General features: G+C 74.6%; 15 protein-coding genes. 13 read left to right on the forward strand and 2 right to left on the reverse strand.

Annotated features, from left to right (window positions below; all coding sequences use genetic code 11):
* The first annotated feature begins 32 nt into the window (after nt 1–32).
* The 11 genes from IF23_RS31505 (at nt 33) to IF23_RS0121600 (ending at nt 20,791) form a co-directional block, all read left to right on the forward strand.
* A complete protein-coding gene (locus tag IF23_RS31505; RefSeq protein ID WP_107126990.1) occupies nt 33–770 on the forward strand; it encodes an AfsR/SARP family transcriptional regulator in 738 nt (245 codons plus the stop codon).
* Between the two features lie 173 nt (nt 771–943).
* The gene (locus IF23_RS0121555) at nt 944–1,906 is read left to right on the forward strand and encodes a LysR family transcriptional regulator (protein ID WP_030286103.1); all 963 of its coding nucleotides are present in this window, start codon (nt 944–946) and stop codon (nt 1,904–1,906) included.
* A gap of 65 nt (nt 1,907–1,971) precedes the next feature.
* The gene (locus IF23_RS0121560) at nt 1,972–2,241 is read left to right on the forward strand and encodes an acyl carrier protein (RefSeq protein ID WP_030286105.1); all 270 of its coding nucleotides are present in this window, start codon (nt 1,972–1,974) and stop codon (nt 2,239–2,241) included.
* Between the two features lie 19 nt (nt 2,242–2,260).
* Nucleotides 2,261–3,496 carry a beta-ketoacyl-[acyl-carrier-protein] synthase family protein gene (locus IF23_RS0121565; RefSeq protein ID WP_030286107.1) on the forward strand — a complete coding sequence of 412 codons (1,236 nt, stop codon included), beginning with the start codon at nt 2,261–2,263 and terminating at the stop codon, nt 3,494–3,496.
* Nucleotides 3,496–4,581 (forward strand): beta-ketoacyl synthase N-terminal-like domain-containing protein, encoded by a 1,086-nt coding sequence (locus IF23_RS0121570; RefSeq protein WP_030286108.1) that lies wholly within the window; start codon nt 3,496–3,498, stop codon nt 4,579–4,581. The genes IF23_RS0121565 and IF23_RS0121570 overlap by 1 nt, the downstream gene beginning before the upstream one ends.
* Before the next feature lie 141 nt (nt 4,582–4,722).
* Nucleotides 4,723–5,469, forward strand: a complete 747-nt coding sequence (gene fabG, locus IF23_RS0121575) for a 3-oxoacyl-[acyl-carrier-protein] reductase (protein ID WP_030286111.1) — start codon at nt 4,723–4,725, stop codon at nt 5,467–5,469.
* Nucleotides 5,470–5,512: 43 nt separating this feature from the next.
* The gene (locus tag IF23_RS0121580; protein WP_030286113.1) at nt 5,513–6,220 is read left to right on the forward strand and encodes a 2-hydroxychromene-2-carboxylate isomerase; all 708 of its coding nucleotides are present in this window, start codon (nt 5,513–5,515) and stop codon (nt 6,218–6,220) included.
* Nucleotides 6,221–6,368: 148 nt separating this feature from the next.
* Entirely contained in the window at nt 6,369–17,732 is an 11,364-nt protein-coding gene (locus IF23_RS0121585; protein ID WP_078654153.1) for a non-ribosomal peptide synthetase, read from the forward strand.
* Nucleotides 17,729–18,556, forward strand: a complete 828-nt coding sequence (locus IF23_RS0121590; RefSeq protein ID WP_030286117.1) for an ABC transporter permease — start codon at nt 17,729–17,731, stop codon at nt 18,554–18,556. Before IF23_RS0121585 ends, IF23_RS0121590 begins: the two co-directional genes overlap by 4 nt.
* 20 nt (nt 18,557–18,576) lie before the next feature.
* Nucleotides 18,577–19,839, forward strand: coding sequence for a cytochrome P450 (locus IF23_RS0121595; protein ID WP_030286119.1), 1,263 nt, complete (start codon nt 18,577–18,579; stop codon nt 19,837–19,839).
* A 1-nt stretch (nt 19,840) separates the two neighbouring features.
* A complete protein-coding gene (locus tag IF23_RS0121600; RefSeq protein WP_051739787.1) occupies nt 19,841–20,791 on the forward strand; it encodes a TauD/TfdA family dioxygenase in 951 nt (316 codons plus the stop codon).
* Between the two features lie 110 nt (nt 20,792–20,901).
* On the opposite strand, the gene IF23_RS0121605 is transcribed toward IF23_RS0121600, so the two are convergent.
* Nucleotides 20,902–21,690, reverse strand: a complete 789-nt coding sequence (locus IF23_RS0121605; protein ID WP_051739788.1) for an FkbM family methyltransferase — start codon at nt 21,688–21,690, stop codon at nt 20,902–20,904.
* Nucleotides 21,691–21,944: 254 nt separating this feature from the next.
* On the opposite strand from IF23_RS0121605, the gene trpC reads away from it, so the two are divergent.
* Nucleotides 21,945–22,748, forward strand: coding sequence for an indole-3-glycerol phosphate synthase TrpC (trpC, locus tag IF23_RS0121610; protein WP_030286124.1), 804 nt, complete (start codon nt 21,945–21,947; stop codon nt 22,746–22,748).
* A 46-nt stretch (nt 22,749–22,794) separates the two neighbouring features.
* Here the strand turns inward: trpC and trpD are convergent, their stop codons facing one another.
* Entirely contained in the window at nt 22,795–23,841 is a 1,047-nt protein-coding gene (gene trpD, locus IF23_RS0121615) for an anthranilate phosphoribosyltransferase (RefSeq protein ID WP_051739789.1), read from the reverse strand.
* 176 nt (nt 23,842–24,017) lie between these two features.
* Here trpD and pdxR point away from each other — a divergent pair, with 176 nt between their 5' ends.
* Nucleotides 24,018–25,397, forward strand: a complete 1,380-nt coding sequence (gene pdxR, locus IF23_RS0121620) for a MocR-like pyridoxine biosynthesis transcription factor PdxR (RefSeq protein WP_030286128.1) — start codon at nt 24,018–24,020, stop codon at nt 25,395–25,397.
* Nucleotides 25,398–25,462: the final 65 nt, after the last annotated feature.

Genomic DNA, 25,462 nt, shown 5'->3' on the forward strand with positions numbered 1-25,462 from the left:
TCTATCTCGCGCAGGGGCGGGAGCACCACACGATGGCATCGAAGCGAGCCGGCGTCGTGCTGACGCTGCTGGCGCTCTCGCCTGGCACACCGGTCGTCTTCGACCAGATCGTCGACGAACTGTGGGCGGGCCGCTCGATGGCCAATGCGCGTAACGCACTTCAGGCCAATGTCGGACGGCTCCGCAAATTCCTCAAGGCGGTCACCGGTCTGGACGGCGACCGCCTCATCCGCACCGTCGGCAGCGGCTACGTCCTCGACGTCCCGCACGACGTGGTCGACGCCCACCGGTTCGCCGCACTCGCCGACACCGGCGCCGCGCTCGTCGACCGGGACCCGGTCGAGGCGGTCGTCACCCTCGAATCGGCGCTCTCCCTCTGGCGCGGTCCGGCCCTCCTCGACACCTGCGACGGGCTCCGCTGCCGGGTCCACGCGACTCATCTGGAGGAGCGGCGGATCACCGCCTACGAGGATCTGACGGCGGCGAAGCTCCGCGTCCCCGGCGAGCGCGTCTCACTCACCGAGATCCGCCAACTCGCCGCCGAGCACCCCGGGCGGGAGCGGCTGAGCGAACTGCTGATGTTCGCGCTCTACCGCGACGGACGGCAGGCGGAGGCGCTGGAGATCTTCCACGGCGCCCGCAGAAGACTCGCGGACGACCTCGGACTGGAGCCCGGACGCGGTCTGCACCGCGCCTACCAGGCGATTCTCATGCAGGACGATGAGCTGGGGGAGCCGCGGCGGGTTCTGCTGCACGCGGGCCGGAGCTGACACCACCCGCGGCGCGGCGTCCCACCGGAGGGCGGTGGCGCCGCGCCGGGTGGTGCCCTCCTGCCGAAAAGACGTCCGGTGTGCTGCGTGTCACCCTGTTAGCGTGATGAATCACCTCGAGACTTCTGTGCCGAGGTGATCAGTGCTGGGCTGTTCGGTGCCACGGGGGTAGCGTGAACATAGAGTTACGGCATGCGCGCATAGTGTCCGTCATCTGCCGTTCCGGAAGCATTTCCAAGGCCGCCGCGGACCTGGGTGTGCCGCAATCGAGCCTCACCGCACAACTGCGCCGCATCGAGAAGGCCGTGGGCGGACCGCTCTTCGTCCGCTCGGCCAGCGGCGTCGTCCCTACCGTTCTCGGCGAGCGGCTGCTCCCCATGCTCACCGAACTCGTCCACCGCGCCGACATGGTGATCGTCGAGGCGGCGGCGCACGCCTCCTCGTCGATGTTCCGGTTCGGGAACGCCGACTGGACGCCGCCGTCGCTGCTCAGCGCGTTGCAGGACTCGCTGCCCGGCACCGAGGTGCGCACCGAGACGCTCCGGCCCGACGCCGCCGTGGACGCGGTGCGCCGCGGCTGGCTCAACGCGGCGATGGTGCCGTGCAGTTCCTTCGTCGAGCCGGACGACCACGTCGAGATCGACACCGCCGTCATCGTGCGCGAACCCGTCTGGCTCGCCCTGACGCCGGGCCATCCGCTCTGCGCCGAATTCTCCGTCGACGCCTGCCACCTCGCCTCCCTCAAGTGGGTCCGCTACGCCCGCGACCACTGGTTCCACCCGATGGAGAAAGACCTGTTCGCCCGGCTCCCGGTGGCCGAGCCCGAGGTGCTGCACTACGTCCACGGCCACCACGAGGCGATGAGCTGGGTGCGCGACGCCGGTGCCGCCGCGCTGACCACCCCGACCGGCGCCACCAAGGACGTCGCCCTGGTGCCGCTCGCGGAGACGGAGTCCACCGAGATGGTGCTGATCTGGCGCAGCGGCTCCGTCGACCGCGCCACCTTGGCGCAGCTGGTGGAGACCGTCCGCGGCTACTACTGCGCCTATGCGCGGACCATCCCCCGCTACTGGTCCTGGATGGCCGAACACCCCGCGAAATTCCCGCAGTTGCTGCGGTATCTCCAGATGGCCTGAGCGTCGGTCCGGGGCGTCAGTCCGGTATCAGCCCGCTGTCAGGGCTCTTCGTCAGCATCGACCGCATGACGACAACGAACCGTGTGGACGCCGAAGGCCGGGCCACGATCAAGGGCATCATCTGCGACATCCTGGAGATCGACGCGGAGGACATGACCGACACCAGCCGCTTCAAGGAGGACCACGAGGCGGACTCGATGGGCGCCATCGAAATCCTCTCCCAGCTGGAGCGCGCCTTCGGGGTCGACATCGACCAGGCCGAACTGGCCCGGATGGTCAACCTCGAAGGCGTCGTCACCGTCATCGACGAGGCGCTCCTGGCCAAGGCCGCATAGGCGGGGACGGGAGCGCACCGTGTACGACAACGATCAGCGGCCGGCGCGCCGCGTGGTGATCACCGGGCTCGGTACGGTCAGCAGCATCGGGCTCGGCGTCACGGCCTTCCTGGACGGGCTGCGGTCCGGCCGCAGCGGGGTCAAGCCGATCACCGCCTTCGACACCACGGGCTTCGCACACGCCAACGGCTGCGAGGTCACCGGGTTCGACCCGGCGGAGTGGATCCACCGGGTGGACGCCACGGAGTTGGGCCGGGCCACACAGTTCTCGGTCGCCGCGGCGCGGATGGCCGTGGCGGACGCGGGCCTGACCCCGGAGGAACTCAGGGCGCGCCGGGCGCTGGTCTCCGTCGGCACCACCGATGCCGAGTCCCGCGACCTCGACGCGCTGGTGGACGTGGAGCTGCGGGAGGGCCCGGAGCGGTTGCCCGCCACGGTGGTGCGCCGGGCGCAGGCCGGGCGGCTGTCCACCGGCATCGTGCGGGAGCTGGCGCTCACCGACGTCGAGGCGCTCACCCTGCCCACCGCCTGCGCCGCCGGGAACTACGCCATCGGCAGCGGCTTCGACGCGATCCGCGGCGGTGAGGTCGAGGTGGCGCTGTGCGGGGGCGCGGACGCGGTGTGCCGGAAGACGTTCGCCGGGTTCTACCGGCTCGGCACCATCGCGCCCGAGGTCTGCCAGCCGTTCGACAAGGACCGTAAGGGCATCCTCACCGGTGAGGGCGCCGGGATCCTCCTCATGGAGAGCCTGGAGACGGCGCGTGCCCGCGGCGCCCGGATCTACGCCGAGGTGCTCGGCTACGGGCTCAACTGCGATGCGCACCACCCCGTCGCGCCCGACCAGGACAGCCTGGCGCGGTGCATGCGGATCGCGCACCGCAACGCCGGGGTGAAGCCGCAGGACATCGACTTCATCTCCGCGCACGGCACCGGCACCCGCGCCAACGACGTGACGGAGGCGGGCGCCATCCGGCAGGTCTTCGACGCGCCGCCGCCCACCGTCTCCATCAAGTCGATGATCGGCCACTCCATGGGCGCGGCCAGCGCCCTCGCCTCGGCCGCCTGCGCGCTGGCGCTGACCGAGGGCTTCATCCCGCCCACCGTCAACCACCACGAGACCGACCCGGAGTGCGGTCTGGACTGCGTGCCCAACGTGGCCCGGAGCACCGAACTGAACGTCGTGCAGAACAACGCGCTCGCCTTCGCGGGCAACAACGCCGTGCTGATCCTCGGCCGTCACCGGGAGGCCCAGTGATGTCCCCCTTGGTCCTCTCCGCCTGGTCGGCGGTGTCTCCGTACGGCGTGGGCGCCGAACCGTTCGCGCGCGGGATCACCGCCGGGCGCTGCGCGGTCGGCCCCCTCGACCCGGCGACGCACCCGGGGCCCTTCGACCGCGGCGGGGTGGTGCCCGACTTCAGCGCCCGTACGCATGTGGGGAAGAAGGGGACCCGGACGATGGACCGGGTCACCGCCCTCGCCGTCGCCGCCGTCGGGCAGCTGCTGGAGTCCTGCGACGGCGGTCCGGTGCGGCAGCCCGAGGAGACCGCGCTGGTCCTGGGCACCGGCTCGGGCAGCGTCCAGAGCATCATGGACTTCACCCGCGACTCCTTCGCCGGGGAGCGGCCCTACCACGTCGATCCGGCCCGCTTCCCGAACGCCGTGATGAACCGGGCGGCCGGGCAGAGCGCCATCTGGCACCGGATCAAGGGCCCCAACACCACCGTCGCCGGAGGGTGGTTGACCGGGCTGCTGGCGCTGAGCTACGCGGCGCGGCTGCACCGCGGCGGGCACTGTGCGCGGGTGCTGTGCGGTGCGGCGGAGGAGTACTCGGAGCAGCGCGCCTGGCTGGAGTGGCACGGGCGGTCCGCCGCCGAGCGGGCCACCCCGCTCGGCGAGGGCGGCGCGGTGTTCCTGCTGGAGCCCGCCGAGGCGGCGCGGGAGGCCGGGCATCCGGCGCTGGCCCGGCTGCTGACCACCCGTTTCCGCGCGTACGGGGCGGAGAGCGAGGTCCGTGCGGCGCTCGCCGCCTGTGTCCGGGACGCCCTGAAGACCACCGGGGTCGCCCCCGGGGACGTACGGCTGGTGGCGCCGCTGGGGGCCGGGGGTGAGTCGGCGGCGCTGGAGGAGGCCGGTGTCGGGGATGCGCTCGGCGCGGCGGACCCGCGCTGGATCCGCTGCCGTCCGCTGCTCGGCGACACCTCGGCCGCGGCCACCAGCCTCCAACTCGCGGCGGTGCTCGCCGCCGCCGGTGCCGACGGACTGGCGCCCGGCGAGGCCGCGCTGGTCACCGGCGTGGAGCGGGACGGCACCGTCGGCTGCGCGCTGCTCGCCGGAGCCTGATCCGCCCGCCCGGGCGGCCGTCCGCCCGGGCCCGGCGGCGGCGCGGCCGTCCGCGTCGCCGCCCTTCCGCACGTCCCGATGCCTGATTCCCGATGCCTGACGCCCGACGCCTGATTCCCGATGCCCGATGAGGAGACCCGTATGTCCGCAGCCGACCGGCCCGTCGCCCTGGTGACCGGAGGGTCCCGGGGCATCGGCCGTCATGTCGTGACCCGGCTCGCCCGGGACGGCCACGACGTGGCGTTCTGCTACCAGTCCGACCGGACCGCCGCCGAAGCGGTGGCCGCGGAGGCCACCGCCGCGGGGGCGCGCGTCCACGCGGTGCGCGCCGATGTGACCGACCACGACGCGGTACGCGCCTTCGTCCGCGGCACCGAGAAGGAACTGGGGCCGCTGGACACCGTCGTCTCCTGCGCCGGGATCGTCCGCGACAACCCGCTGGTGATGCTGGGCGAGGACGACTGGGACGCCGTCATGCGGGTCAATCTCGACGGCACGTTCCACGTCTGCAAGGCCGCCGCCTTCGCGATGATGAAGCGCCGCCGCGGCTCGCTGATCACCCTGTCGTCCGTCGCCGGGGTGTACGGCAACGCCACCCAGACCAACTACTCGGCCACCAAGGCCGGAATCATCGGCTTCACCAAGGCGCTGGCCAAGGAGACGGGTCGGTACGGCATCCGCGCCAACGCCGTCGCCCCCGGCTTCATCGCCACCGACATGCTGGGCGAACTCGCCGAGGACCATCTCGCGAAGATGACCGCGCGCATCCCGCTCGGCCGCCTCGGCCGCCCCGAGGAGGTCGCCGACCTCGTCGCCTTCCTCGCCTCGGACCGCGCCTCCTACATCACCGGCCAGGTCTTCGGCATCGACGGCGGTCTCGTCGTCTGACGCCACCGCCTCCGCCGCCCCTCGACGCGAACGGGACTTCCGTATGCCCAAGAAGAACGCCATCCCACGCTGCTACTTCAACCTCCGCAGCCCCTACTCCTGGCTCGCGTACCGGGAGTTGACCGCCCACCACCCCGAGGTCGTCGCCCGCCTGGAGTGGGTGCCCTTCTTCGAACCGGACGCGCTCAGCACCCGCCTCCTGACCGAGGCGGGCGCCGCCTTCCCGTACTCCGAGATGTCCCGGGAGAAGAACCGCTACGTGCTCCAGGACGTCGGCCGCCTCACCAAGGAGCGCGGGCTGACCGTGACCTGGCCGGTCGACCGCGCGCCGGTGTGGGAGGTGCCGCACCTCGGCTACTTCGTCGCCGCCCGCGAGGGCCGCGGCCACGACTACATCGCCGCCTGCTACCGGGCCCGCTTCGGCGAGGGCCGCGACATCTGCGACCGCGCCACCGTCGCCGACCTCGCCGACGGCCTCGGCCTCGACCCGCGGGAGGTCGCGGAGGCGAGCGACGATCCGAAGCTGCGCGAGGAGGGGCTGCGCGCGCTCCTCGGCGTCTGCACCGACGGCGCCTTCGGCGTGCCGTTCTTCGTCCACGGCTACACCCGCTTCTGGGGTCTGGACCGCCTCGACGCGTTCCTCGCCCATCTGCGCACCAAGGACGCACCGGCCGCCTCCGTACCGCGGCCGGACGCCGCGGTGGGCCTGGGCCGCTCCGTCGACGACGGGCACGCGGGCGGCTGCGGCTGACCGGCGCCGGGCCGCTACCCGGCGCCCGCCCGGCCCGCGCCGGACGGCGGGCGCCGGGCCGGTACGCGTCAGTTCCGAGTCAGTCCGGTGTCAGCGCCCTCGTCGACGATCGACGGGTGAACTCGATGACCTTCGCTAGGGGATTGGTATGACGACTCACGTCCACACGGCCGGCCTGCCGCTCACCGCCGGGCAGAAGGACATCTGGTTCGACGAGAAGCTCTCCGGCGGCGGCGCCGCGTACAACACCGCGATCTACTGGGACATCCGCGGCCCCCTCGACCGGCGGCTGCTGCGGACCGCGCTGGAGCGGCTGGTCGAGGAGGCCGAGTGCCTGCGCGCCCGGTTCACCGAGACCGACGGGGAGCCCCGGCAGTTCATCGAGGAGCTGGCCCCGGCGGACCTCCCGCTGACCGTCACCGACGTGAGCGCCGCCGCCGACCCGGTCGCCGCCGCCCGCGAGGCGATCCGCGCCGACCTGGCCGTCCCGCTCTCCCCGGCGGCCGAACCGTACGTCCCGCTGTTCCGGCTGAGCGTCTACACCCTCGCCGAGGACCGCACCTTCTTCTGCCTCCTCAACCACCACCTGGTCTCCGACGGCTTCAGCTACGTCATCTACTGGGAGCGGCTCGCCGCGATCTACGCGGCGCTGCTCGACGGCACCTCCCTCGACGAGGGCCGCTTCCCGCCGCTGCGCGAACTGATCGACGCCGAGGCGGCGTACGCCACCACACCGCGTGCCGAACGCGACCGCGCCTACTGGGAGGAGCGGTTCGCCGACCGGCCCGAGCCGGTCTCCCTCGCCACCCGCGACGCCGCGCCCGCCGAGGTCTTCCACCGCGCCGAGACCGTGCTGCCCGACGAGGTCGCCGACCGGCTGCGCGGCCTCGCCTGGGACGCCCGCGTCACCTGGCAGACCGTGCTGGCCGCCGCGCTCGGCGTCTACACCCGGCGGATGACCGGCGCCCCCACGGACGACGTACTGCTCTCGCTGCCCGTCACCGCCCGCGTCGGCGGCACCATGGCCGACATCCCGGGCATGGTCGTCAACTACGTACCGCTGCGGCTCACCGCCGCCCCCGGCACCACCCGCCGCGCTCTGCTCACCGCGACCTACACCGCCTTCTCGAAGGCGCTGCGCCACCAGCGTCACCGGGTGAGCCGGATCCGCCGGGCGATGGGCCTGGCCAGCGACGACCGGCGCCCCTTCGGGCCGTTCCTCAACATGATGCCGCAGATCGAGAAGCTGGCCATCGGGCCCTGCGCCGCCACCCTGCACAGCCCGTCCACCGGCCTCGTCGACGACCTGGAGTTCACCGTCGCCGACAAGGGCGCCGACGGCGTCGGCGTCGACCTCAGCGGCAACGAGGCCCGCTACACCCGGGACGAGGTCCACGCCCATCTGCGGCGCTTCGTGGACTTCCTCGACCGCTTCGTCACCGCGGACGACACCACCGTCCTCGCCGCCCTCGACGTCCTCGCCCCCGGTGAGGCCGGAGCCCAGGCCGCCGCGCTCACCGGCCCGGTGCGCGAGGAGCCCCACCGCGGCGTCGTCGAGCGGATCCGCGACCACGCCGCCGCCCGCCCCGACGCCCCGGCCGTCACCGACGACGCCGGACACCTCGGCTACGCCCAACTCACCGGCCGCGCCTCCGCGGTGACCCGGCTGCTGGCCGGGGGCGCCGGGCCGGTGGCGCTGCTCACCGAGCCCGGCCGGGACTTCGTCACCGCCGAACTGGGCGCGCTCGGCGCCGGGCGGCCCTTCCTGCCGCTCGACCCGGCCGCCCCGCCCGCCCGCCTCACCGCCCTGCTCACCGACAGCGGCGCCACCTGCGTCCTGGCCGACGCCACCCACCACGCCCTCGCCGAACGGGTCGGCGCCGACCTCCCCGTCCACCTCCTGGACGGCACGCAGGACCCCGCCGACGGCCTCGCGCCCCTCACGGGCGGCCCGCTCGACCTCGCGTATGTGCTCTACACCTCCGGCTCCACCGGCCGCCCCAAGGGGGCGATGGTGCACCGCGGCGGGATGGTCAACCATCTGCTCGCCAAGGTCGAGGAGCTGGGCCTCACGGAGGGCGACGCGCTCGTCCACAACGCGCCCGTCACCTTCGACGTCACCGTCTGGCAGACCCTGGCGGCGCTGCTCGCCGGGGGCCGGGTCCGCGCGGTGCCCCGCGAGGTCGCCGCCGACCCGGACGCCCTCTTCGACGTCATCGCCGCCGAGCGGCTGACCGTCCTGGAGGTCGTCCCGTCCCTGCTGCGCGCCACCCTCGACGCCTGGGACGCCGCCGGGCGCGCCCCCGAACTGCCCGCACTGCGCCGACTGGTCTCCAACGGCGAGGCGCTCCCCGCCGATCTGTGCGCCCGCTGGTTCGCGCGCCATCCGCACATCCCGCTCGCCAACGTCTACGGCCCCACCGAGTGCTCCGACGACGTCACCCACGCCCATGCCGCCACCCCGGCGGAGACCGGCGACGGCGAGGCGTCCATGCCCATCGGCCGCCCGCTGCGCAACACCCGGCTGTACGTCCTCGGCGACGATCTGCGGCCGGTGGCCCAGGGTGTCCCCGGTGAGCTGTACATCGCCGGTGCGGGCGTCGGCCGCGGCTACCTCGGTGACCCGGGCCGTACCGCCGCCACCTTCGTACCCGACCCGTTCACCGCCGACGGCGGCCGGATGTACCGCACCGGCGACCAGGTGGTGCTGCTCGCCGACGGGCAGCTGCGCTTCAACGGGCGCCGCGACCACCAGGTCAAGATCCGCGGTCAGCGCATCGAGTTGGGCGAGGTGGAGGCGGCGCTGCGCGCCCTGCCGTCGGTCACCGACGCGGTGGCGGTGGCCGTCCCCGACCCGGCGGGCCACCAGCGGCTCGTCGGCTACGTCGCAACGCCGGACGGCACCGGCACCGGCACCGCCGCGCTCCGCGACGAACTGGCCCGGACGCTGCCCGCCGCCATGGTGCCCGCGCTGCTGCTGGCGCTGCCCGCGCTGCCGCTCACCCCGCACGGCAAGATCGACCGCAAGGCGCTGCCCGCCCCCGACTTCGCGACCGTCCGCACCGGCGGCGCGCCCCGCACCCGTGAGGAGCGCCTCCTGTGCGAGGTGCTCGCCGATGTCCTCGGGCTGCCCGAGGTCGGCGTGGACGACGGCTTCTTCGCCCTCGGCGGCGACTCCATCAGCGCCATCCAGGTCGTCGGGCGGGCCCGGAAGGCGGGGCTGGCCGTCACCTCCCGCGAGGTGTTCCGGCACCGCACCCCGGCCGCCCTCGCCGCCGTCGCGCGCCCCGTCGGCGGAGCGCCGCGGCCCGCCGCCCCCGTTGACGACGCCGTCGGCGAGCTGCCGCTGACCCCGATCGCCGACCAGTTCCGCGAGGAGGTCTCGCATCTGGCCGACGCCACCCGCGAGTACGCCCAGTACGTCACCCTCACCGCACCCGCCGGTGCCGACCCGGAGCGGCTGACGACGGCGCTCGGGGCGCTCCTCGACCACCACGACGCGCTCCGTACCCGGCTCACCGCGCCCGCGCCGGGCCTGTGGTCCCCCGAGGTGCTGCCGCCGGGCTCCGTCCCGGCCACGGTCACCCGGGTCGAGGCCGCCCCCGGCGACGACGCGGACGCGCTGCTCGCCGCCGAACTCGCCGCCGCCCGCGCCCGGCTCGACCCCGCCACCGGACGGCTGCTGGCGGCGGTGCTGCTCGACGCCGGACCCGACGCGCCCGGCAGACTGCTGCTCGTCATCCACCATCTGGCCGTCGACGGGGTGTCCTGGCGCGTCCTCCTCGACGATCTGACGGCCGCCTGGCGGGCCGTCGCCGAGGGCCGCGAGGTGCGCCTCGACCCGGTCCCGACCCCGTACCGGCGCTGGGCGCGGGCCCTGGCCGACGAGGCGCGCAGCGCGCGGCGGGTCGCCGAACTCCCGCTGTGGAGCGCCCAGTCGGGCGACGGCGCCGACGCCACCGCCACGCTCGGCGACCGCCCCCTCGACCCGGCGACCGACGTCCACGGCACCGCCGGACGGCTCCGCGCCGAACTCCCCGCCGACCGGACCGCCGCGGCCCTCACCGACGCCCCGGCCGCCTTCCGCGCCGAGGCGGGGGAGGTGCTGCTCACCGCGCTGACCCTCGCCCTCACCGGCCACGACCACCGCGCGGGCGGCACCGCCACCCGCGCCCTGATCGAGCTGGAGGGCCACGGCCGGGAGGAGGTCGCGACGCCGGACGGCCCGCTCGACCTGTCCCGTACGGTCGGCTGGTTCACCAGCGTCTTCCCCGCCCTCCTCGACGTCGGCCGGCTCGACCGGGACGCCGTACGGGACGGCGGCGACGCCTGCGCCACCGCGCTCGGACGGGTCAAGGAGACCCTGCGCGCCCTGCCCGACCACGGCTTCGGCCACGGTCTGCTGCGCCACCTCAACCCGCAGACCGCCACCGTCCTCGCCCGCCACACCACACCCCGCGTCGGCTTCAACTACCTGGGCCGCTTCCGCACCGGACCGGACGCCGCATGGGCCCTGCGCCCCGGCGCCTTCGGCCTCACCGCCGCGCCCACCACCCCGCTGCGCCACCTCGTGGAGCTGGTCGCGACGGTGGAGGAGCGCCCCGAGGGCCCGGTGCTGGTCGCCGAGTGGACCTGGGCGGACGGCGCCGTCGCCGCGGACGACGTGCGGCGCCTGGCCGACGACTGGTTCCGCGCCCTCGACGCGCTCGCCGCCCGCGCCGCCCGGCCCGGCGCCGGGGCCCGCACCCCCGCCGACTTCCCGCTGGTCCGCGTGGAGCGGTCGGAGATCGAGACGTACGAGCGGGAGACCGGCGGTCTCACCGACGTCCTGCCGCTCTCCCCGCTCCAGCGCGGACTGCTCTTCCAGTCGCAGTTCGACCGGCACGGCGTCGACGCCTACACCCTCCAGGTCGTCATGGACGTCGACGGTCCCCTCGACCGGGGCGCGCTGCGCGCCGCCGTCGCCGCGCTGCTCGACCGCAACCCGGCGCTGCGGGCGGCGTTCCGGGAACGGGACACCGGCGACCCGGTCCAGGTGATCCCGGACGCCGTCGAACTCCCCTGGACGGAGACGGACCTGAGCGACCTGGGTGAGGAGGCTGCCGCGGCCGAGGCGGCGCGCCGCACCGACGAGGAGTGGCTGCACCGCTTCGACACCGCCCACGCCCCGCTGACCCGCTTCACCGTCCACCGGCTGGGCCCGGACCGCCACCGCGTCGTGTGGACCGCCCACCACATCCTCGTCGACGGCTGGTCGCTCTCCGCGGTGCTGGCCGAGGAGTTGGTCACCCTCTGGTCCAACGGCGCCGACACCAGCGCGCTGCCGCCGGTCGCCCCCGTAAGGGCGTATCTGGAGTGGTCCGCGGCGCAGGACAAGGAGGCCGCGCGGGAGGCGTGGCAGAAGGAGCTGGCCGGGATCGACGAGCCGACCCGGCTGGGCCCGGCCGACCGCCCCCGCGTCACCGAACTGCCGGGGACCCGCACCGTCGACGTCCCCGCGGAGCTGACCGCCGCGGTCACCGCCTGGGCGCACGCCCGCGGTCTGACGATGAACACCGTCGCCCAGGGCTGCTGGGCCGTGGCGCTGGGGCGGCTCACCGGGCGGCAGGACGTCACGTTCGGCGCGGTCGCCGCCGGGCGGCCCGAGGAGCTGCCGGACGTCGAGCGGATGGTCGGCGCCTTCATGCACACCCTGCCGGTCCGGGTGCGGCTCGACCCGGCGATGACGGTGGAGGCGATGCTCACCGACCTCCAGGACCGCCAGCTCGCTCTGGAGCCGCACCAGCACCTCGGCCTCGCGGAGGTCCAGCAGGGCGCCGGGATCGGGGAGCTGTTCGACACCGTCGTCAGCTTCCACAACTACCCCTCCGGCGTCCTCGACCGGATCGGGGAGCGCATCCCGGGCCTGACCATGCGCGCCTGGGAGGCGCGGGTCATCGCCGAATACCCGCTCGCCCTCGGGGTGTTCCCCGGCGACCGGCTGCGCCTGGAGGCGCAGTACCGGCCCGATCTCTTCGCCGCCGACGAGGTCGACGCGGTCCTCGGCCGCTTCGTCCGGGTGCTGCGCGCCCTCGCCGACGGGCCGGACACCGCCCTCGGCACCCTCGACGCGCTCGGCGCCGACGAACGGGACCGGCTGCTCGGCGACTGGTCCGGCGCCGCCCGCACGGCCGCCGCCCCCACCGGGCACACCCCCGGCCGCTTCGAGCCCCGCGCCGCCGCCGCGCCCGGCAAGGACGCCGTCGTCCTCGGCGACGAACGGCTGTCGTACGCCGAGCTGAACGCCCGCGCCAACCGGCTCGCCCGGCTCCTCACCGAGCGGGGTGTGGGCCCCGAGAGCGTCGTCGCGGTGATGGTGCCGCGCACCCCCGCGATGGTGGTGGCCGCCCTCGCGGTGCTCAAGGCGGGCGCCGCGTATCTGCCCGTCGACGCCGCCTACCCCGACGACCGCATCGCCTACATGCTCGACGACGCGGCGCCGGTCGCGCTGCTCACCGACGCGGCCACCGGGGCGTCGCGGAGCGCCGTCACCGACGCAGGCGTGCCGGTCGTCGTCCTCGACGCACCGCAGACCACGGACCGCCTCGCCGCCCTCGGCGCGGACGACCTGACCGACGCCGACCGCACCGCCCCGCTGCGGTCCGAAAACCCGGCGTATCTGATCTACACCTCCGGCTCCACCGGCCGCCCCAAGGGTGTGGTGGTGGCGCACACCGGGCTGCTGGCGATGGTCGACAGCCTCGTCGAACGCTTCGGGCTCGACGAGGAGACCCGCGTCCTGCAGTTCGCGTCGTTCAGCTTCGACGCCTCCGTCTGGGAGTTCATGCTGGCGCTGCTGACCGGCGGCACCCTCGTCATCGCCGACGAGGAGTGCCGTACCGCCGGGGCGCCGCTCGTCGACCTGATCCACCGCGCCGGGATCAACCTGGCCGGACTGCCGCCCGCCGTCGTCTCCGGACTCCCCGAGGACAGCGAGCTGCCCGCCGGGCTGCGGCTCGCGGTCGCCGGGGAGGCGGTGCCCGCCGAGATCGTGGCGCGGTGGGCCGACCGGGTCCGCCTCCACAACGGCTACGGCCCGACCGAAGCCGTCGTCAGCTCCACCGTCTGCGGCCCCCTCACCGGCACCGGCCGCCCGCCCATCGGACGCCCCACGACCGCCCACCGCGTCTACGTCCTCGACCGCCATCTGCGGCCGGTGCCCGTCGGCGTCGTCGGTGAGCTGTACGTCGGCGCCGGACTGGCCCGCGGCTACCTCGCCCGGCCGGAGCTGACCGCGCAGCGGTTCGTCGCCGACCCGTTCGGGCCCGCCGGGGAGCGGATGTACCGCACCGGGGACCTGGTGCGCTGGCTGCCGGACGGTCAGCTCGACTACACCGGGCGCGCCGACGACCAGGTGCAGCTGCGCGGCTTCCGGGTGGAGCTGGGCGAGATCACCTCCGCGCTGCTGGCCCGCCCCGGCATCGACCAGGCCGCGGTGGTGCTCCGGGAGGACGAGGCGGGGGAGCGCCGGTTGGTCGCCTACGTGGTGGCCGCCGACCCGGCGGCCCTCACCGACCCGACGCTCGGCGCCGCCCTGCGCGACCAGCTCGCCGGGGTGCTGCCCGACTACATGGTGCCCTCGGCGGTCGTCGCGCTGGAGGCGCTGCCGCTCACCCCGCAGGGCAAGCTCGACCGCAAGGCCCTCCCGGCGCCCGATCTCGCCGGGGCGTCCCACGGCCGGGCGCCGCGTACGCCCGTCGAGGAGATCCTCTGCGGTCTCTTCGCCGACATCCTGTCCCTGCCGCACGTCTCCGTCGACGACGACTTCTTCGCGATCGGCGGGCACTCCCTGCTGGCGACCCGGCTGGTCAGCCGGGCCCGTTCGGCGCTGGGGGTGGAGCTGCCGATCCGGGCGCTGTTCGAGAGGCGGACGGTCACCGCGCTGGCCGCCGTGGTGGAGGCGGCGGCGCAGGCCAGACCGCCGCTGACGGTGGCGCCGCCCGGCGCCGAGCGGCCGCTCTCCTTCACCCAGCGGCGGCAGTGGTTCCTCAACCGCCGTGAGGAGCGCGCCGACGGCACCTACAACACCCCGATGGCCTTCCGGCTGACCGGCCGGCTGGACACCGCCGCCCTCCAGGCCGCCCTGACCGATGTCGTCGAACGGCACGAGGTGCTGCGCACCGTCCTGCCCGACACCGACGGCGTCCCCTCGCTCCGCGTCCTCGACGCGCGGACCGGCGGCCCGGTCCTCAAGGCCCGTACGGTCACCGAGGAGGGGCTGACCGAGGCGCTGGCCGCCGAGGCGGACCAGGGCTTCGACCTCACCCGGGAACCGCCGCTGCGCGCCCGGCTGCTCTCCACCGGCCCGGACGCCTGTGTGCTGCTGCTGGTCTTCCACCACATCGCGTTCGACGGCTGGTCGATCGTGCCGCTGCTGACCGACCTGTCCACCGCGTACCGGGCCCGGCAGGCGGGGCGCGCCCCGCGCTGGGCGCCGCTGCCGGTGCAGTACGCCGACTTCGCCCACTGGCAGCGGGAGCTGCTGGGCTCCGACGAGGATCCCGACAGCGTGGCCTCCCGGCAGCTCGCCTTCTGGCGCGACGCCCTCGCCGGGCTGCCCGAGGAGCTGGAGCTGCCCACCGACTTCCCGGCGCCGGAGGTGGCCGGGTCCGCCGGTGACACGGTGATGTTCGACGTGGAGCCCGAACTCCACCAGGCGCTGGTGGAGTTGGCGCGGAAGACCGGTACCACCGAGTTCATCGTCTTCCAGGCGGCCCTGTCCGCGCTGCTGACCCGGCTGGGCGCCGGGACCGACATCCCGCTGGGTGTCTCGGTGGCCGGGCGTACCGACGAGGCGCTCAACGATCTCGTCGGGATGTTCATCAACTCCCTGGTGCTGCGCGGCGACACCGGCGGCGACCCGACCTTCACGGAGCTGCTGGACCGGCTGCGGGAGACCGACCTCGCCGCCTACTCCCATCAGGACGTGCCGTTCGACCAGGTCGTGGACGCGCTGCGGCCCACCCGCTCGCTCTCCAAGCACCCGCTGTTCCAGGTGGTGCTGAGCGTGCAGAGCCACGGCGACCAGCCGCTGGCGCTGCCCGGGCTGACCGTCACCCCGCAGTACGTGCCCTCCGGCCGGGCCAAGCTCGACCTGGTCATGGAGCTGCTGCCGTGGCCGGGCGAGGGCGGGATGCGCGGGCTGTTCAACTTCAGCACCGACCTGTTCACCCGGGAGAGTGCCGAGCGGATGGTCGGCGGGTTCCGGCAGGTGCTGCGCGCGGTGGCCGCCGACCCCGACGTCCGGATCGGCGCCCTGGAGCTGCTGACCGGCGAGGAGCGGGAGCGGGCGCTCGCCGTGGGGCGCGGTCCGGTGCGGGAGACGGTGGCGGCGACGCTGCCGGAGCTGTTCGCCGCGCAGGTCGCCCGCACCCCGGACGCGCCCGCCGTCGGCACCGGCGCGCACGCCCTGACCTACGCCGCACTCGACGCCCGGGCCCAGCAGTTGGCGCGCCGTCTGCTCGCGGCGGGCGCGGGCCCCGAGAAGACCGTGGCCCTCGCGGTGCCGCGCGCCGCCGACCGGGCGGTCGCCGCCCTGGCGGTCCTCACGGCGGGCGCGGCGTACGTACCGGTCGCCGCCGACGAGGCGGCAGCCGGTGTCCGGGCGCTCTTCGCGGACGTCCGCCCGGTGTGCGTGCTGACCACCGCGGGGCTCGCGGGACGGCTGCGCAGCACCGGCGTACCCACCGTCGTCCTCGACGGTCCGGACGTCCGCGCGCTCGCCACGGAGCCCGTCACCGACGCCGAACGCGGCGGTCCGCTGCTGCCCGGCCACCCCGCGTATCTGCTCCGCACCGAGGACGCGGCGGGCCGCCCGCGCGGTCTGGTCGTCGAGCACGGGGCGGCCGCCGACCGGCTGACCTGGCTGCTGGAGTCCGGGGAGGCCACGGACACCGGGCTGTTCGGCCCGCTGCTGTCGGGCGCCGGTGCGCCGGGCGAGGAGCCGCTGCCCCGGGACTGGGCGACTCCGGCCACCCTCGCCCCGGACGCCCGCGCCCGGAACACCCGGGCGTACGTCCTGGACGCGTGGCTGGCGCCGGTGCCGCCGGGGGTGACCGGTGAGCTGTACCTCGCCGGACCGGGGCTGGCCCGTGGTTACGCGGGACGGCCCGGCGCCACCGCCGAGCGGTTCGTCGCCGACCCGTACGGTCCGGCGGGCTCCCGGCTGTACCGCACCGGTACCCGGGTGGCGTGGGACGCGGACGGGAACCTGCGGACCCCGGGCGCGCCCGCCGAGGCGGCGGAGCCCGCACCGGAGACCTCGGCGCCGGACGCCGCGGCGGTGGCCGACCCCGCCGAGGAGGCGCTCTGCGCGCTGGTGGCCGAGGTGTTGGGGGTGGAGTCGTTCCGCGCCGACGAGAACTTCTTCGAGGCGCGCGGCGCGAGCATGGACAGCATGAAGTCGCTGCGGCTGGTGAGCCTGGCGCGCAAGGCGGGACTGGACATCAAGATCGCCGATGTCTTCGTCCACCAGACCGTCCGCGGTCTGGCCGCCGCCCTCACCCCGCGCCCCGAGCCGGAGCCGGAGCCGCAGCCCGTCGCACCCGCGCCGGAACCCGCCGCCCCGGAGCCGTCCGCACCCGGCCCCCGGCACAGCACCCGGATCATGGCGGACGCCATCGAGGAGACCGGACGCGCGGGCGGCGCCGACCCGTTCGCCCCGCTGCTCGCCATCCGCACCGGCGGCAGCCGCCCGCCCGTCTTCTGCCTGCACAGCGGCGTCGGCTTCGCCCTCTCCTACCTGCCGCTCGTCCGCCATCTCGACGAGGCGTACCCGCTGTACGGCATCCAGGCGCCCTGCGTCGTGGGGGACGCGCCGCTGCCCGGCAGCGTCGAGGAGAGCGCCGCCGGCTACGTCCGCATGATCAAGGAGGTGCGCCCCGAGGGCCCCTACCACCTGCTCGGCTGGTCCCTCGGCGGACTCCTCGCCTACGAGGTCGCCGTCCAGCTGCGGCGTGCCGGGGACGAGGTCGGGCTGGTCGCCAACCTCGACGCGTACCCGCGCACCGGCGTCGCCGACGACCGCGACGAACAGCAGCTGCTCGCCTGGTTGCTGGAGGGCATCGGCCACCACCGCGACGAGTACGGCGACCGGGCGCTGACCGCCGCCGACGTCCTCGACGCGCTGCGCCGCGACGACAGCCCGATGGCCCGGATGGGCGAGGAGCGGATGCACCGCATGGTGCGGCTGATGATGCACCACCAGTCGCTCTCCACCCGCTACCGTCCCGCCGACCTCGACGTCCCGATGGACCTCTTCCTCGCCGCACACTCCGACTGGGGTGAGGCGGGCGCCGGGCAGGTGGACGACGCCCAGGTCAAGGACCGTTTGTGGACGCCGTACTTCAGCGGGGAGCTGCGGGTGCACCGGATCGGCTGCACCCACGACGACCTCCTCAACCCCGGTCCGCTCGCCGAACTGGGCCCGGTCGTCGCCGCCGCGCTGGAGCGCCACCACCGGGAGCGCGCATGAGCACCGTGGCCCACCCGGGCACCGGCCGCGGCTTCGCCGCCGGTGCCGTGCTCACCGAGGTCCTGGCGGTGGCCGGGCGGCGCCTGCACCATCTGCGGCGGGCGCCGGGCCGGGTCATCGGTGTGGCGCTCAGCCCGCTGGTGTCGATGGTGATGCTCGGCTACCTCTTCCGGGACGCCGTCCGGCTCCCGGCGGGCGGCGACTACGGCGAGTACGTCTTCGCCGGGGGCGCCGTGCAGGTCGCGCTGGCGTGCGTCGGACCGACCGCCGTCTCCGTCGCGATGGACGTCAAGGGCGGGCTCGTCGACCGCTTCCGGTCGCTGCCCATCAGCCGGTCCGCGGTGCTCTTCGGGCACACCCTCGCGGACCTGCTGGTGGGGCTCCTGGGACTGGCGGTCGTCACCGGCGCCGGACTGCTGCTCGGCTGGCGCCCCCGCACCGGCGCGCTCCCCACCCTCGCCGCCTTCGGTCTCATCGCCCTCTTCGTCTACGTGATGCTCTGGGTCGGTGTGCTGCTGGCGATGGTGCTGCGGACGGTGGAGACCATCAGCGTCGTCACGCCGTTCATCGTCGTGGTCCTGCCGTTCCTGTCCAACGCCTTCCTCGCCCCGCAGGCGATGCCCGGCCCGATCCGCCCGCTCGCGGAGTGGAACCCGGTCAGCGCCGTCATCACCGCCTGCCGCGACCTGTGGGGCAATCCGGCGGCGCCCGGCAGCGGGTTCCCCGCCGAACACCCGGTGACGGTCGCCGCCGTGACGCTCGGTGTGCTCTTCGCCGTCTGCTCCGCCCTCAGCCTTCGCCGCTACCGCACCGCGGGCACCTGACCCGCCTGGAGGAAACCGCCATGACCCAGTCCCCGCCGCAGGAGGCCACCGCACCGCCCCCGCTGGAGAGCTACGACCTCACCGACCCGCAGACGTTCCGGGACACCGACCCGCAGGCCCTGTGGCGGCGGTTCCGTACCGAGAGCCCCGTCCACCGGCACCCGGCGACCACCCCGGTCCCCGGCTTCTGGGTGATCTCCACCTACGCCGATGTGGTCGCCCTCTACCGCGACAACAAGCGGTTCACCTCGGAGCAGGGCAACGTCCTGGCGACCCTGCTCCAGGGCGGCGACTCCGCGTCCCGCAAGATGCTCGCCGTCACCGACGGGCCGCGCCACCGCGACATCCGCAACCTGATGCTCAAGTCCTTCGCGCCGCGGGTGCTGGAGCCCGTCGTCGCCGGGGTCCACCGCCGCACCCGGGAGCTGGTCGCCACCGCGCTGGACCGCGGCGCGCTGGACTTCGTCACCGATGTCGCCGACCACATCCCGATCAACACCATCGGCGATCTGATGGACGTGCCCGCCGCCGACCGCGAACAGCTCGTCGAGTGGAACACCCGCACCCTGTCCCGGCACAGCTCCGAGGACAGCGAGTTCGAGGAGGTGATGGCCCGCAACGAGATCCTGCTGTACTTCTCCGAACTCGCCGCCGAGCGCCGCCGCCACCCCGGCGACGACGTCATCAGCGCGCTGGCCACCGCCACCGTCGACGGGGCGCCGCTCTCGGACGAGGAGGTCGTCTTCAACTGCTACAGCCTCATCCTCGGCGGCGACGAGTCCAGCCGGATGTCGTCCATCGGCGGGCTCATCGCCTTCGCCCGCCACCCGGAGCAGTGGCGCCGCCTCAAGGACGGCGAGGTCGACGTCGCCACCGCCACCGAGGAGGTGCTGCGCTGGACCACCCCCGCGATGCACTTCGGACGCCGCGCGCTGGTCGACGTCCCGCTGCGGGACCAGGTGATCCGCGCCGGGGACGTGGTGACCCTGTGGAACAGCTCCGCCAACTTCGACGAGGACGCCTTCGCGGACCCGTACCGCTTCGACATCGGCCGGACGCCCAACAAACACGTCGCCTTCGGCCACGGGCCGCACTTCTGCCTGGGGTCGTTCCTGGGCCGGGTCCATGTCAACGCGATGATCGACGCGCTCCGCACCCAGGTCCGTGACATCGAGCTGCTGGGCCCGCCGGAGCGGCTGTACTCCAACTTCGTCGACGGCTACACCGGTCTGCCGGTGTCGCTGACCGCGGAACCCGCGGCGGCGGGGAAGGTGACGGCCTGACATGCGGGAGGAACGGCGAACGTCGGGCGGCACCACCCTGGCCGTCCTGCACACCGGCGGCCCCGTGACGGGCCCGGACGCCGTGGCGCCGGAGGGGGTACGCCGCCGGGTCGACGAGCTGCTGACCGAGTGCGGCGCGGTGCTGCTGCGCGGTCCCGGGGTGGCGGACGCCGACGCGTTCCACCGCGCCGTCACCGCCTTCGGCGACCCGCTGATCGACAGCTACCGCGGCGGCAACACCCCGCGGATGACGGTCTCCGACGGGGTGTTCACCTCCACCGAGTACCCGGCGCGCTTCGACATCTCGCTCCACAACGAGATGTCCTACGCCCACCGGTGGCCCGGCCGGCTCTTCTTCTGCTGCCTCCAGGCGCCCCGGACGGGCGGCGCCACCCCGGTCTGCGACGGCCACGCCCTGCTGGCCGACCTCGACCCGGCGGTCCGCGCGCGCTTCGCCTCCGGCGTCGTCTACCGCCAGCATCTGCACGGCGGACTGGGGCTCGGCAAGTCCTGGCAGGACACCTTCGAGACGGACGACCGGTCGGCGGTGGAGGAGTTCCTGGCGGCGTCCGAGGCGGAACACCGGTGGACCGCCGACGGCGGCCTACGCGTCAGCCAGCACCGCCCCGCCCTCCGCACCAACCCGCTGACCGGCCGCGACGTCTGGTTCAACCAGGCCGAGCAGTGGCACCCCTCCAACCTGCCGGGCGACGAGGGCGAGGCGCTGCTGTCGCTCATCGGCGACGTCGACGACCTCCCGCACTGGGTGACCTACGGGGACGGCACCCCCATCCCGGAGTCCGACCTCGCCGCGGTCCGCACCGCCGCCACCCGCAACCGCCTGGTCGAGCCCTGGCAGCCCGGCGACATCATGATCGTCGCCAACATGTCGGTCCTGCACGGCCGCGAGGCGTACACGGGCTCCCGCCGGGTCGTGGTCTCGATGACGTGAGGACACGGCGAACGACGGGCGGTTGTCCCGTCCGCGCGGAAGCCCCGTCCGTCCCTCCGGACCGGAGGGACGGACGGGGCTTCCGCGGTGCGGTCACCGCACCCGCCGCCTCACCCCCGCGACGCGAAGACCGTGTAGCGCCCCGAGGTCACCAGGTCGTCGTCGAGCGGGGTGGTCAGGGTGAAGCCGCGGCGGCGTAGTTCGGTGGTGAGGGTGGGGAGGCGGCCCTCGGTGGTGGTGCCCGGTTCGTCGTGGATCTCCAGGGCGATGCGGTGGATCAGCGGCCAGTGCGCCTCGTCCACCCCGCGCAGCACCTCCGCCTCGGCCCGCTGGACGTCGATCTTCAGCATGTCGACGCGGTCCACACCCGCCTCGGTGAGGACGTCCGAGAGCCGCCGGGTCCGGCACACGTAGGGGACCTCCCGGAAGCGGAAGTCCAGCATCTCGTCCAGCAGCTCGGTGTCCTCGCCGAGCCCGGCGGTGTCCGGGGCGGCCAGCACCCGGCGGCGGATGAAGTCCCGGTCGGTGCCGGTCGCGGCGAGCGTGGCCCGGGCGGACATCGTGGTGTAGCCCGGGTAGTAGGTGAACTCCACCTCGCCATCGGTGTCCGACAGCGCGCAGGGGTACAGCGTGGCCGGGACGCCGTACGCCGCCGTGTTCTCCGCCAGCTTCTCGAAGACCGGCGGGAGCGGTTCGAAGGCGTGGACGGTGGCGCGCGGGCACTCCGCGTGGACGAAGAGCGAGTAGAGGCCGATGTTCGCCCCCACGTCGAAGACGACGGCGTCCGGCGGCAGCGTCATCCCGTCGGGGAGGTAGGCGCGGCGGACGAAGATCTCCTCGTGGAGGAAGGCGGTCTCGTGGGCGTTGACACCGGCGATCCGGCTCGGGTCGATGTCCATGCGGACTCCTACGGTTCGCGGGCACGGGCGCCCACCAGGCTGCCGCACGGTGCTGACGCCCCGCTGACGGGCGTCACCGCCGCCACCTGGGATTTTCGGCGGATGCTTAAGGAGCTGTCCGGGCCCCGCGGCGCTTCCTAGGGTGTGGCCGAAAGCCCCGTCGTCCGCCCGCGGGCGGGGCTCCGCGGTCGCGTTCCGTGGCCGCTCGCATCCCGCGGTCCGGTCCGGGCGAACCGAGGAGTCGGAGAGACACGATGAGCGTTCTCGACGAGATCGTCGAAGGGGTACGGGCCGATCTGGCGGTGCGCCGCAAGCGGGTGCCCGAGGCGGTGCTGCGGGAGCGGGCGGCAGCCGCCGGGCCCCCGGTGGACTGTGTGGAACTGCTCCGCGCGGGGCCCGGCCCGGCGTTGATCGCCGAGGTGAAGCGGGCCAGCCCGTCCAAGGGCGCGCTGGCCCGGATCGGCGCCCCCGCGGACCTCGCCGCCGAGTACACCGCCGGGGGCGCCGCCGCCGTCAGCGTGCTGACCGAACAGCGGTGCTTCGGCGGCTCGTTGGACGATCTGGACGCGGTCCGCGCCAGGGTCACCGCCCCCGTGCTGCGCAAGGACTTCGTGGTCGGCGCGTACCAGCTGTGGGAGGCGCGGGCGCACGGCGCGGATCTGGCGCTGCTGATGGTGTCGGTGCTGGCACAGCCGCTGCTGGCGGACCTGGTGGCGCTGGCCACCGAGATCGGGCTGACGCCGCTGGTGGAGGCGCACGACGAGGCGGAGGCGGAGCGGGCGGTGGCCGCCGGGGCGCGGGTGGTCGGCATCAACGCGCGCAATCTGCGGACGCTGGAGGTGCACCGCCAGACCTTCGCGCGGGTGGCGCCGCACCTGCCGGACGGGATCGTGAAGGTCGCGGAGTCCGGGGTGCGCGGCCCGTTCGACGTCGCCGGATACGCGACGTCCGGCGCCGACGCGGTCCTGGTCGGGGAGGCGCTGGTGCGCAGCCCCGACCCGCGGGCCACGGTCGCGGCGTTCCTGGCGGCGAGCCGACCGGCGGTGGTGGGCGGCTGACGGCACGCGGACGGGCGCGGGGCGGCGCGGACGGGCCGCCCCGCGCTCACGCCGCGCGCACCCCCTCGGCCCGCTTCGTGGACACGGCCGCCCACCGCTCCAGCACAGCCGCCGCCGCCCCCGTGTCGACGGCGGCGGCGGCGCGCTCGACCCCGGCGGCCAGCCGCTCCGTGACGGACCGGTGGCCGCCCGGCCCGTCCGGACCGTCGAGCACCGCCAGGCCCGCCGCCGCCGACAGCAGCACCGCGTCCCGCACCGGACCGCGCGCACCGGCGAACACCTCGCGCGCCACCCGGGCGTTGTGCGCCCGCCCGCCGCCCCGCAGGGCATCCGCGGGGGCGAGGGGAATGCCCAGCTCACGCGGGTCGAACACCTCCCGGCGCACCGTCCCGCCGTGGACCGACCAGACCGTGGAGGTCGTCGTGACCGTCAGCTCGTCCATCCCGTCGTCGCCCCGGAACACCAGCGCCGGTACGTCGCGGCGCGCCAGCACCCCGGCCAGCAGCGGCGCCAGCCGGGCATCGGCCACCCCCAGCGCCAGCGCCGCCCGCGGCGCCGGGTTGAGCAGCGGGCCCAGCGCGTTGAAGACCGTCCGCACCCCCAACTCCCGGCGCGGACCGGCCGCGTGCCGCATCGCCGGATGGAAGGCGGGGGCGAAGCAGAACGTGATGCCCGCCTCCGCCGCGACCTCCGCCACCTCGTCCGGCGGCAGCGTCAGCGCCACCCCCAACTCCTCCAGCACATCGGCCGATCCGCACGCCGACGACGCGGCCCGGTTGCCGTGCTTGACCACCCGGGCACCGGCGCCCGCCGCCACCACGGCGGACATGGTGGAGACGTTGACGCTGTGCGAGCCGTCGCCGCCGGTCCCGACGATGTCCACCACCGGCCCGGGCACGTCGAGCGGGACGGCGTGCCGCCGCGCGGACCGCACCAGCCCCTCGATCTCCTCGACCGTCTCGCCCTTGGCGCGCAGCGCCACCAGCAGCCCGGCCAGCCGCACCGGACCGGCCGCACCCGACATCACCGCGTCCATCGCCCGTTCCGTCTCCGCGGCCGGCAGATTCCGGCCGTCCAGAAGGGCGTTCAGCATTTCCGACCAGTGGGGACCATGAGGCTCGGCGGTCACGGAATTCTCCTCGGACGACACCTGAGATCTGTCTCCGGAAGGTCACCGGAGAACTCTTCCCCGGCAGTCTCCGAAAACAGCGCGCACCCGCACCAGACCACTCACCGTACGGAAAGACGGTCCACTCGGAGGGAAGCAGCATGGCGCTGCACATGGCGGTGGAGATCACCAAGAATTCCGGTGTCTCACTGACCGCGCAGATCCAGAGTTACCTCAGAAAAGAGATCTCCGGCGGAATTCTCCACCCCGGAACCTGGCTGCCGTCCAGCCGCCGCCTCGCCCACGACCTCGACGTCTCCCGCAGCGTCGTCGTGGAGGCGTACGGCCAACTCGTCGCCGAAGGCTATCTGGAGGCCACCCAGGGCGCCGGGACCCGCGTCGTCGACCACCTCGACACCGCGCCGCCCGTCGTCCCGGCGCTGCTGGACGAGGGCCATGTGCCCGCCGTCCGCTGGGACCTGCGCACCGGTGGCCGCAATCTGCCGGTCTTCCCCCGTCGCGAATGGCTCGCCTGCTACCAGCGGGTGCTGCAGACGGCGACCCCCGCCGACCACGACTACCCGCCGCTCGCCGGGACCCCGCGGCTGCGCACCGAACTCGCCCGCTACCTGGGCCGGGCCAGGGGCGTACGGACCGACGCCGGGCGCCTCGTGGTCACCTCCGGGTTCGCCCAGGCGCTGGGGCTGCTCTGCGCGGTGCTGCGGCAGGACGGCGGCGGTCGGCTCGGCATCGAGGACCCGGGCCACCCCCGGCAGCGGCAGTTCGTCCGGGAGAGCGGGGTGCGGCCGGTGCCGGTGCCCGTCGACGACGAGGGCATCGACGTCGACGCGCTCGCCGCGTCCGGGGTGCGCGCGGTGCTGGTCACCCCGGCGCACCAGTTCCCCACCGGCGTCGTCCTCTCGCCCCGCCGCCGGGCGGCGCTGGTCCGCTGGGCGCGGGACGTCGACGGGCTGATCGTCGAGGACGACTACAACGGCGGTCTCTGGTACGCCCGCGACCCGCGCCCGCTCGCCCTCCAGCGGCTCGCCCCCGACCACGTCGTGCACGCCGGGACGGTCAGCAAGAGCCTGGCGCCGGGGCTGCGGCTGGGCTGGCTCGCGGCCCCCGCCGAACTGCGGGACCGGCTGCTGCGGGTCCGCGCCCGGCACGATCTGGGCACCGAGAGCCTCACCCAGCTGACCTTCGCCGAACTCCTCGCCGGTGGCCTCTTCGACCGCCATCTGCGCCGCCTCAACGCCCGCTGCCGCGACCGCCGGGACGCCCTGGAGGAGGCGGTCCGCCGCCATCTGCCGGGCGCCGCGGTCATCGGCCCGCCGGCCGGTCTGCACGCCTACGTCCGGCTGCCGCGGCACACCGACGAGGCGGCGCTGGTGGCGCGGGCGCTGGACCGCTCGGTGATGGTGCGCGGCGGCGCCGCCTACCACGTCCGCCCGCGCCACCAGGAACCCGCGCTGGTGGTGGGCCACGCCCATCTGCCACGGTCCGGGGTGACGGAGGCGATCCGGGCGCTGGCCACCTAGGCGAGCGGGCGGGAGCGGGCGGGAGCGGGGGCGGGCGGTGCGCACCGCCGGTGGCGTGCGTCCGG

This window comes from Streptomyces catenulae, assembly GCF_000718015.1.
GTDB lineage: Bacteria > Actinomycetota > Actinomycetes > Streptomycetales > Streptomycetaceae > Streptomyces > Streptomyces catenulae.